The organism is Candidatus Aquicultor sp. (assembly GCF_054640775.1).
The window spans coordinates 1-7,785 of the sequence record NZ_JBTSLF010000122.1; the positions used below are offsets into that span (position 1 = coordinate 1).

Here is a 7,785-nt window from a genome sequence, read left to right on the forward strand (position 1 = left end):
GGAAAAAGGCTGTCGCGACATTGCGCGAAGGTGAGCGAATCGAAGTATTCGAAGCTAGATAATTGCGAATTAATGGTTTGGTCTTAAGTTTTATCATTCGCAATTCGACATTCGAAATTCGTAATTCGAAAAGTATGCTACCGACGAGCGATAAATGTCGGAGAGGCTAGTAGGTAGCCTCTAGATGAAGGAGAAGAAATAGATGGGAATCAAGAAATTTAAACCTACGTCGGCTGGAAGAAGATTTCAGACGGTCTCCGATTTCGCAGAAATCACGAAAAAGGAACCGGAGAAGAGCCTGTTGGCTCCGCTCAACAAGAAATCCGGCCGCAACAACAAGGGCCGTATTACAACCCGCCATATCGGCGGCGGCCACAAGAGGCGCTATCGCATCATCGATTTTAAGCGCAATAAATTCGGCATTCCGGGTAGGGTTGAAGCGATCGAGTACGACCCGAACAGGTCCGCAAGAATCGCTCTTATCGTGTATGCCGATGGTGAGAAGAGATATATTCTCGCCCCGCTTAATTTAAAGGTCGGAGACACTGTAGTTTCCGGTCCGGATGCGGATATCAAGGTAGGAAACTCCCTGCCGATCAGAAGGATTCCTCTGGGCACCATCATACACAACATCGAGCTTAAACCCGGCAAGGGCGGGCAGCTTGCGCGCTCAGCTGGCACATCAGCCCAGCTGATGGCAAAAGAGGGTAATTACGCTCACTTAAGGCTTCCGTCGGGTGAGGTGCGCATGGTGTTTATGGAGTGCTATGCGTCCATCGGCCAGGTCGGTAACGCCGAACATGAGCTAATAAGTGTCGGAAAAGCGGGCCGCAGTCGCTGGCTCGGGATAAGGCCGACAGTTCGCGGTACCGCTATGAACCCGGTAGATCACCCGCACGGCGGTGGCGAGGGTAAAGCGACCCCGGGCCGGCACCCGGTAACTCCTTGGGGTAAACCGACATTGGGGTATCGCACCAGGGGCACAAAGCAGTCCGACAAGTATATCGTTAAGCCGCGCAAGAGGTAGACCGCGGGCTTACTAAGAGATAATGATAGTTTTAGTTTCGAGATTATTAAACAAACTATAATGTGTGTGGATTGGAGGCTGAACAGTGGGAAGGTCGCTGAAGAAGGGACCATATGTCGAGCTCAGGCTTCTTGGAAGAATCCAGGAGATGAACAAGAGAAACGAGAAACGGGTTGTTAAGACCTGGTCAAGGGCATCGACCATCTTTCCTGAGATGGTAGGGCATACGATAGCGGTTCACGATGGCCGTCGACATGTACCGGTCTATATTACAGAGAGTACGGTCGGTCACAAGCTCGGAGAGTTTGCACCGACGAGAACATTTAGAGGCCACGCAGGCCAGGAGAGGTCGACGAGGCTGAGGTAGGCCTCAGACCTATCCGGCTCATAGACGAGAGCTCATAGCTGATAGAGCGGATATGCTATGAGCTATGAGCAAGAAGCTATGAGCCAAGAGCTTTAAGCTAATTAGGAGGTAAAGATGGCTAAAACGGCAGAGAATGCAGGTGCTTCGACAAGGGCCGTTGCTAGATATGCAAAAATATCACCGTTAAAGGCACAGCAGGTTATCAACCTGATCCGCGGCAAAGATGCCGAGGATGCTATCGCGGCGTTAAAGTTTACGCCGAAAGCCGCTGCTAGATTGATAATCAAGGTTCTGAATTCGGCGGTCGCGAATGCCGAGAAGAACCTGCACATCAGCAGCAACAGGCTGTATGTGTCTGAAGCATATGTGGATCAGGGTCCGACGCTAAAGAGGATAAGGCCGAGGGCCCAGGGTCGCGCATTTAGAATCAGAAAAAGAACAAGTCATATTACCGTAGTTGTTACGGAGAAGGAGGATTAAATGGGGCAGAAAGTTCATCCCCGGGGCTTAAGGATCGGTATCATTGAGAACTGGCGCTCGCGCTGGTTTGCCGGCAAGGGCTTCGATAAGATCCTCTTCGAGGATATACAGATAAGAAGATTTCTTGAGAAGAAGCTCGCGCGCGCGGCTATATCACGGATAGAAATCGAGCGCGCGGGCGACCGTGTCAAGGTCGATATCCACACGGCAAGGCCCGGAATCGTTATCGGAAAGCGTGGATCGGAAGTAGAGATTTTGCGCTCGGAACTCGAAAAACTGACCGGTAAGCAGGTCCAGATCAATATTGAAGAGGTACGGCGGCCGGAGCTTGACTCCACCCTTGTGTCGCAGAGCATTGCCGAGCAGCTTGAGGCCCGCGTAGGCTTTAGGCGTGCGATGAAAAAGGCTGTTACTCAGGCCATGAAGAGCGGTGCCAAGGGCGTTAAGGTGCAATGCGCCGGTCGACTCGGTGGGGCTGAGATGGCTCGTACCGAATGGTATCGTGAAGGGCGCGTGCCGTTGCATACGCTGAGGGCTAATATCGATTACGGTTTTACGGAAGCACTTACTACCTTTGGCCGTATCGGCGTTAAGGTCTGGATATATAAAGGCGATATCCTGCCTGGCCAGCGTGTTCCATCACGCGAAGTGGTTACCGAGAGGCCGGAGAGACCAAGGCAGGAGCGACCGAGAAAACCGAGAAGAGAAGCTCCAGGCGGCAGAGGGAGGTAGTAACATATGCTTTTACCAAAAAGGGTTAAACATAGAAAACAGATGAGAGGCAGAATGAAGGGCCGCGCCAAGGGCGGCGACAAGATATATTTTGGCGATTATGGGCTTCAGGCTCTTGAGCCGGGTTGGATAACAAACCGTCAGATTGAGGCGGCTCGTATTGCAATGACCCGTTACATCAAGAGGGGCGGTAAGGTCTGGATCAACATATTTCCAGACAAGCCCGTAACCGAGAAACCAGCCGAGACCCGTATGGGTTCCGGTAAAGGTTCGCCGGAGCACTGGGTAGCAGTTGTAAAGCCGGGCAGGGTAATGTTTGAACTCGCCGGTGTAGATGAGGCGACCGCCAAAGAGGCGATGAGGCTGGCCATACATAAACTTCCTATCAAGTGCAGGTTTGTCACACGAGAAGAGCTGGGTGGTGAATAGGCATGCAGGCTGAAAAATATAGAGATTTGACCGACGACGAGTTGGAGTCAAAGATGAAGGACGCGAAAGCGGAGCTGTTTAACCTGAGGTTCCAGCTAGCTACAGGACAGCTTGATAATCCAAAAAGAATCAAAGAGATCAAAAAAGATATCGCACGCATTCAAACCGTGCGAAGGGAACGCGAGATCGAAGTCAAAATAGCCAGTAGCTAGAGGCTAGAGCAGGGTCCAGAGATGAGTTTCTAGTTTCTAGACAAGGGGGTTTAGATGGAAGAGAGAGGAAGTCGAAAGACGAGAGTTGGCAAGGTTGTCAGCGACAGCATGAACAAAACCATTACGGTAGCCGTCGAATCAACCATAAGGCATCCACTCTACAAGAAGACGATAAAGCAGACGACGAAGTTTAAGGCGCATGACGAGGCCAATGAGGCCAAGACCGGCGATGTCGTCCAGATTGCGGAGACCAGGCCGCTGAGTAAGACCAAAAGATGGCGGATGGTCGAGATTTTAGAAAAAGCAAAATAGTGAACGTTAGCTGTTTAAGAAGGAAGGAAATCGAGGATGATCCAACAGCAGTCAAGACTAAGAGTTGCTGATAATACTGGAGCGCGAGAAATCCTTTGCATCAGGGTCTTGGGTGGCTCGAGGCGTCGCTATGGCTCAGTCGGCGACACTATCGTCGCCGCTGTTAAGGAAGCGATTCCCGGGGGTACCGTCAAAAAAGGCGATGTTGTTAAAGCGGTAGTTGTCAGGACGAAAAAGTCGATCGGCCGGAAAGACGGCTCTTACGTTAGATTTGACGATAACGCGGCTGTTATAATCAACGACCAGGGGAACCCAAGAGGAACTCGTATTTTTGGTCCAGTTGCCAGGGAGCTCAGAGACAGGAACTATATGAAGATTGTCTCGCTGGCTCCAGAGGTGTTATAGAAGGAGAGAATGAGATGCCTAAACTATCTATAAGAAAAGGCGATAGAGTCCAGGTCATAACAGGCAAGGACAAAGGTAAAAAGGGCAAGGTTCTCTTTGCGTTACCGGATAAGAACAGGGTTGTCGTGGAAGGTATCCATATGATCAAACGCCACGCAAGGCCAACCCAGAAGGTTCCTCAGGGAGGAATCCAGGAAAGAGAAGCCCCGATACACGTATCCAACGTGCAGCTGGTCTGCCCGAGTTGCGGACAGCCGACCAGAGTTGGACACAGGGTTGCAGAGACCGGTAAGAAAATTAGGACCTGCCGGAGCTGTCAAGGCGACGTCGATAAGGCGTAACGGTAGTGAGAACGCACTAGTGACCGGAAGCTCGTTTCTCGTGCCTGGTTAGGGCCGGTCGGAATCGGCCCGAACCGTACGAGACAACAGGCTGGAAACAGTGACCAGTAACTAGGAGAGAGGTACAAATGGCAGAAGAAAAAGGCAAGAAAGCCAAAGAGGCAAAGGAACCAAAAGCCTCTAAAGAAACAAAAGAAGTAAAAGAGCAAAAAGAAACTAAAGAGAAGAAAGAGACGCAAAAGAAAGCTGAGGCCGGGAAGGCAAAAGCTGGAAACGGCGGCGCAAATCCCAGGCTTAAAGACACGTATTTTAAGGAAATTCGGCCCGCCATGTTAAAGGACCGCGATTATACGAACACCATGCAGGTCCCGAGGGTCGAGAAGATCGTTCTTAACATGGGTGTGGGCGAGGCTACTCAGAACGCGAAAGCTCTCGATGCGGCAATTGAGGATTTACAGATCATAACCGGACAAAAGCCGATTATTCGCAGGGCGAAGAAGTCTATCGCGGGTTTCAAACTCCGCGAGAACATGCCGGTAGGTACGAAAGTTACGCTGCGGGGAGCCAGGATGTACGAGTTTCTGGACAGACTACTGTCCACGGCCCTTCCAAGGATTAGGGACTTTAGAGGGCTGTCGCCGAAGTCGTTCGACGGCCGCGGCAACTACTCGTTTGGCGTAACCGAGCAGCTTATATTCCCTGAAATAGAGTACGACAAAGTCGACAAGATTCGTGGTATGGATGTCACGATCGTAACAACAGCGAAAACAGACGAGGAAGGCCGCGACCTGCTCAAGCGATTCGGCTTCCCGTTTAGAGAGAGATAGATATAGATGGAGGGTTCAATTGGCTAAGAAATCAATGATCGCAAAGCAACAGCGCAAACCCAAGTACGCAACGCGTGCGTACCACCGCTGTTCCAGGTGCGGTAGGCCGCGGGGATACTTCCGCAAGTTCGGTCTGTGCCGTATTTGTTTAAGGGAACTCGCACACCGGGGCGAAATACCGGGCGTAACAAAAGCTAGTTGGTAAAGAGTAATAGGTAGCATTTAGTTTAGAAGCTGCTAGCGGCGTATTTTGGGTGATTGGGGGCTGCATAAGAAGTAGCCAGACACCCGAGGCGAGAGAGCTAGCGGTTTGATAAGGAGGAAGCATTATGACAATGACAGACCCTATTGCAGATATGCTGACCCGCGTCCGGAATGCAAACAGGGCCTTTCATGAGACGGTCGATGTCCCTGCTTCACGAATAAAAGAAGAGGTCGCAAGGGTACTGAAGAGTGAAGGTTATATAAGAGATTACCAGATAGTTCAGGAGAATGGTTTTAACGTAATCAGGATCAAGATGAACTACGGACCGGATCGTGAGCGCTCAATAACCGGTATTAAAAGGATCAGCAAACCGGGTCTAAGGATTTATGCAAAGAAAGATGAGATTCCGCGTGTACTGGGCGGGCTCGGCATAGCGGTTGTCTCGACCTCTAAAGGTCTTATGACGGGCCGCGAAGCCAAAAAAGCCGGCCTTGGCGGAGAAGTTCTCGCATACGTATGGTAGTTAGAGGGTCCAGATTCAGGGACCAGATTAATTCTAGTCTCTAGTATCTAGAGCGGGAGGTTAAAGGTGTCAAGAATTGGTAAAATGCCGATTAATGTGCCTGCGGGTGTACAGGTTACTATAGAGCCGACAGAGGTTTTCGTTAAAGGACCCAAAGGCCAGTTATCTGAGAAGATCCCGTACGGCATTAAGGTCGCGCAAGAAGAGAATCAAATAGTGGTCCAAAGACTGTCAGATAGCAAGCTACACCGGTCCCTTCATGGGTTGGTAAGGACGCTTGTATCCAATATGGTAGTTGGGGTAAGCGATGGTTTCTCGAAGACCCTGGATATCGTAGGCGTAGGTTACAGGGCCATAAAAAAGGGCAATGATCTCGAGCTTGCCATGGGCTTCTCGCATCCTGTCACGATTAAACAGCTGGAAGGTATCGAGTTTGAAGTCCCGGCGCCCAACAGGATAGTCGTCAAAGGCGCCAACAAGCAGGTCGTAGGTGAGATCGCTGCCAACATCCGCAGCGTTCGTCCACCGGAACCCTATAAGGGCAAAGGGATCAAATACGAAGGCGAGCACATCAGAAGGAAAGTCGGAAAGACCGCAAAATAATCAGGTAAGGACGAAAGTCTTGGAGGAATACAATGGGTAAAACAGCGGAAGAAAGGATAGCTCGATTAAGAAGACACCGCAGGGTGCGTAAAAAAGTATCCGGCACAGCCGAGAAACCCCGCTTGTCTGTTTTTCGAAGCACCAATCACATATATGCCCAGATCATCGATGATGTTAAAGGCGTAACGCTGGTCAGCGCATCGAGCCTTGACTCCGAAATCAAATCAAAAACCGGAGCGGGCGGAAATATCGAGGCGGCCAAGCAGGTCGGTTCCCTGATAGCTAAAAGAGCATCGGAGAAGAAAATCGGTGAGATAGTCTTTGATAGAGGTGGGTTTATCTACCACGGTCGCGTCAAAGCAGTGGCAGAAGCAGCCCGTGAGGCGGGCTTGAAGTTTTAAATGGCATAAGGCTAGAAAATAAAATGCTTTGGTTAGTACTTTATAGATTTGAGGAGTAGGGGGAAACGTGTGAGCAAGAGAATTAATCCGGAAGAGCTAGAGCTTGAGGAAAAAGTAGTAAATATCAACAGGGTTGCAAAAGTCGTCAAAGGCGGGCGCAGGTTTAGTTTGAGCGCGCTGGTCGTCGTCGGTGATCGTAATGGTCACGTCGGCATCGGCTTCGGTAAAGGCGGCGAGGTGCCGGTTGCGATTTCGAAGGGCGTCCAGGATGCCAAAAAAAACCTGTTTTATGTTCCGCTTGTCGGTTCGACTATCACGCATGAGGTCATGGGCGAGTACGGCGCAGGACGCGTCTTGCTAAAACCGGCTTCAGAAGGTACCGGCGTTATCGCGGGCGGTCCTGTTCGAGCGATTCTAGAGCTTGCCGGAATACAGGACATTTTAACAAAATCCCTGGGCAGCCAGAACCCGATCAATATGCTGAGGGCGACTGTTGCAGGTTTGAAATCACTTAAGACAGCGGAAGATGTTGCCCGTCTTCGCGGTAAAACTGTCGAACAGATAATGGGCAAGTAACAGGCTGGGAGGAAAACACGTTGGCTAAGCTTAAGATTACCCAGGTCAGAAGCGGTATTGGTCGTATTGAGAAACAAAAAAGGACCTTAAGAGCGCTCGGCCTTAAAAGAATGCGAGACGTTGTTGAGCAAGAGGATAAGCCTGAGATTCGCGGTATGATTCAGAAGGTCATCCATCTTGTAGAAGTAGAAGAAATCGGATAGTTTGACGCACGTCATGGCCTATAGCATTCAGTTAATTATGCATTATAATTAACAAGACTGCGTTATAATGTAGGCTTGGATTTTAAGGAGGACGGAATTAATGCGGTTACACGAGCTGTCACCCGCTCCGGGTGCTGAAGAA

Annotated in this window: 15 protein-coding genes and 1 pseudogene; all 16 read left to right on the plus strand. The window is 50.4% G+C overall.

Going from position 1 to position 7,785, the window contains the following annotated elements:
- Positions 1 to 202 precede the first annotated feature (202 nt).
- Positions 203 to 1,027 (plus strand): 50S ribosomal protein L2, encoded by an 825-nt coding sequence (gene rplB / locus ACYC56_RS10135; RefSeq protein WP_461374064.1) that lies wholly within the window; start codon positions 203 to 205, stop codon positions 1,025 to 1,027.
- Positions 1,028 to 1,112: 85 nt separating this feature from the next.
- The gene (gene rpsS, locus ACYC56_RS10140) at positions 1,113 to 1,394 is read left to right on the plus strand and encodes a 30S ribosomal protein S19 (protein WP_461374065.1); all 282 of its coding nucleotides are present in this window, start codon (positions 1,113 to 1,115) and stop codon (positions 1,392 to 1,394) included.
- A gap of 114 nt (positions 1,395 to 1,508) precedes the next feature.
- Entirely contained in the window at positions 1,509 to 1,874 is a 366-nt protein-coding gene (rplV, locus tag ACYC56_RS10145; protein ID WP_461374066.1) for a 50S ribosomal protein L22, read from the plus strand.
- Positions 1,875 to 2,600, plus strand: a pseudogene (rpsC, locus tag ACYC56_RS10150) (30S ribosomal protein S3); the annotation flags it as partial.
- Between the two features lie 12 nt (positions 2,601 to 2,612).
- Positions 2,613 to 3,035, plus strand: a complete 423-nt coding sequence (rplP, locus tag ACYC56_RS10155) for a 50S ribosomal protein L16 (protein WP_461374067.1) — start codon at positions 2,613 to 2,615, stop codon at positions 3,033 to 3,035.
- A 2-nt stretch (positions 3,036 to 3,037) separates the two neighbouring features.
- The gene (gene rpmC / locus ACYC56_RS10160) at positions 3,038 to 3,247 is read left to right on the plus strand and encodes a 50S ribosomal protein L29 (protein WP_461374068.1); all 210 of its coding nucleotides are present in this window, start codon (positions 3,038 to 3,040) and stop codon (positions 3,245 to 3,247) included.
- Between the two features lie 54 nt (positions 3,248 to 3,301).
- A complete protein-coding gene (gene rpsQ, locus ACYC56_RS10165) occupies positions 3,302 to 3,559 on the plus strand; it encodes a 30S ribosomal protein S17 (protein ID WP_461374069.1) in 258 nt (85 codons plus the stop codon).
- 36 nt (positions 3,560 to 3,595) lie between these two features.
- A complete protein-coding gene (gene rplN / locus ACYC56_RS10170; RefSeq protein WP_461374070.1) occupies positions 3,596 to 3,964 on the plus strand; it encodes a 50S ribosomal protein L14 in 369 nt (122 codons plus the stop codon).
- Positions 3,965 to 3,978: 14 nt separating this feature from the next.
- A complete protein-coding gene (gene rplX, locus ACYC56_RS10175; RefSeq protein ID WP_461374071.1) occupies positions 3,979 to 4,305 on the plus strand; it encodes a 50S ribosomal protein L24 in 327 nt (108 codons plus the stop codon).
- A gap of 329 nt (positions 4,306 to 4,634) precedes the next feature.
- Positions 4,635 to 5,132, plus strand: coding sequence for a 50S ribosomal protein L5 (gene rplE / locus ACYC56_RS10180; RefSeq protein WP_461374077.1), 498 nt, complete (start codon positions 4,635 to 4,637; stop codon positions 5,130 to 5,132).
- Positions 5,133 to 5,151: 19 nt separating this feature from the next.
- Entirely contained in the window at positions 5,152 to 5,337 is a 186-nt protein-coding gene (locus tag ACYC56_RS10185) for a type Z 30S ribosomal protein S14 (RefSeq protein WP_286678515.1), read from the plus strand.
- A 124-nt stretch (positions 5,338 to 5,461) separates the two neighbouring features.
- On the plus strand, positions 5,462 to 5,860 hold the full coding sequence (rpsH, locus tag ACYC56_RS10190) for a 30S ribosomal protein S8 (protein ID WP_461374072.1): 399 nt from the start codon (positions 5,462 to 5,464) through the stop codon (positions 5,858 to 5,860).
- A gap of 66 nt (positions 5,861 to 5,926) precedes the next feature.
- Complete coding sequence (gene rplF / locus ACYC56_RS10195) at positions 5,927 to 6,463, plus strand: 50S ribosomal protein L6 (RefSeq protein ID WP_461374073.1); 537 nt, start codon at positions 5,927 to 5,929, stop codon at positions 6,461 to 6,463.
- A gap of 32 nt (positions 6,464 to 6,495) precedes the next feature.
- Entirely contained in the window at positions 6,496 to 6,864 is a 369-nt protein-coding gene (gene rplR / locus ACYC56_RS10200) for a 50S ribosomal protein L18 (protein WP_461374074.1), read from the plus strand.
- 69 nt (positions 6,865 to 6,933) lie between these two features.
- Positions 6,934 to 7,440, plus strand: a complete 507-nt coding sequence (gene rpsE, locus ACYC56_RS10205; RefSeq protein ID WP_461374075.1) for a 30S ribosomal protein S5 — start codon at positions 6,934 to 6,936, stop codon at positions 7,438 to 7,440.
- 20 nt (positions 7,441 to 7,460) lie between these two features.
- Positions 7,461 to 7,643 (plus strand): 50S ribosomal protein L30, encoded by a 183-nt coding sequence (gene rpmD / locus ACYC56_RS10210; RefSeq protein WP_461374076.1) that lies wholly within the window; start codon positions 7,461 to 7,463, stop codon positions 7,641 to 7,643.
- The last annotated feature ends 142 nt before the right edge of the window (positions 7,644 to 7,785 follow it).